General features: G+C 53.5%; 1 protein-coding gene. It reads right to left on the reverse strand.

Annotation, left to right across the window (positions count from 1 at the left end; all coding sequences use genetic code 11):
• Nucleotides 1-29: 29 nt before the first annotated feature.
• Nucleotides 30-1,150 (reverse strand): IS3-like element ISSen4 family transposase gene (locus tag ACOTZF_RS25190; RefSeq protein ID WP_085950818.1). Its coding sequence is split into 2 segments (ribosomal slippage): nucleotides 30-892 and nucleotides 892-1,150, totalling 1,122 coding nucleotides; the frame shifts between segments, so codons are not numbered across the junction.
• Nucleotides 1,151-1,221: the final 71 nt, after the last annotated feature.

Below are 1,221 nucleotides of genomic sequence, written 5' to 3' on the forward strand. Positions count from 1 at the left end.
TGACCTGCCCCCACGATTAGATACAACACTCAGTTAGTAACGTCGGAATCTTCATTCTCAGAATGACCCTTTCTCCAGCCCGCTGCAAATTCAGACGGTGTCTGATAATTCAGCGTGGAGTGCGGGCGGCATTCGTTATAATCCTGCCGCCAGTCATTAATAATTTTCCTGGCATGAACGATATCGCTGAACCAGTGCTCATTCAAACATTCATCGCGAAATCGTCCGTTAAAGCTCTCAATAAATCCGTTCTGCGTTGGCTTGCCCGGCTGGATTAAGCGCAACTCAACACCATGCTCAAAGGCCCATTGATCCAGTGCACGGCAAGTGAACTCCGGCCCCTGGTCAGTTCTTATCGTCGCCGGATAGCCTCGAAACAGTGCAATGCTGTCCAGAATACGCGTGACCTGAACGCCTGAAATCCCAAAGGCAACAGTGACCGTCAGGCATTCCTTTGTGAAATCATCGACGCAGGTAAGACACTTGATCCTGCGACCGGTGGAAAGTGCGTCCATGACGAAATCCATCGACCAGGTCAGATTGGGCGCCGCCGGACGGAGCAGCGGCAGACGTTCTGTTGCCAGCCCTTTACGACGTCTTCTGCGTTTTACGCCCAGGCCACTGAGGTGATAAAGCCGGTACACGCGCTTATGATTAACATGAAGCCCTTCACGGCGCAGCAACTGCCAAATACGACGGTAGCCAAAACGCCTGCGCTCCAGTGCCAGCTCAGTGATGCGCCCTGATAAATGCGCATCAGCAGCCGGACGGTGAGCCTCATAGCGGCAGGTCGACAGGGATAAACCTGTAAGCCTGCAGGCACGACGTTGCGACAGACCGGTCGCATCACACATCAACATCACGGCTTCCCGCTTCTGGTCTGTCGTCAGTACTTTCGCCCAAGAGCCACCTGAAGCGCCTCTTTATCCAGCATGGCTTCGGCAAGCAGCTTCTTGAGTCTGGTGTTCTCTTCCTCAAGCGACTTCAGGCGCTTAACTTCAGGCACCTCCATACCGCCATACTTCTTACGCCAGGTGTAAAACGTGGCATCGGAAATGGCATGCTTGCGGCAGAGTTCACGGGCGGGTACCCCAGCTTCGGCTTCGCGGAGAATACTGATGATCTGTTCGTCGGAAAAACGCTTCTTCATGGGGATGTCCTCATGTGGCTTATGAAGACATTACTAACATCGGGGTGTACTAATCAACGGGGAGCAGGTCA

The organism is Enterobacter cloacae complex sp. SHL021 (assembly GCF_049237765.1).
Classification (GTDB): domain Bacteria; phylum Pseudomonadota; class Gammaproteobacteria; order Enterobacterales; family Enterobacteriaceae; genus Enterobacter; species Enterobacter cloacae.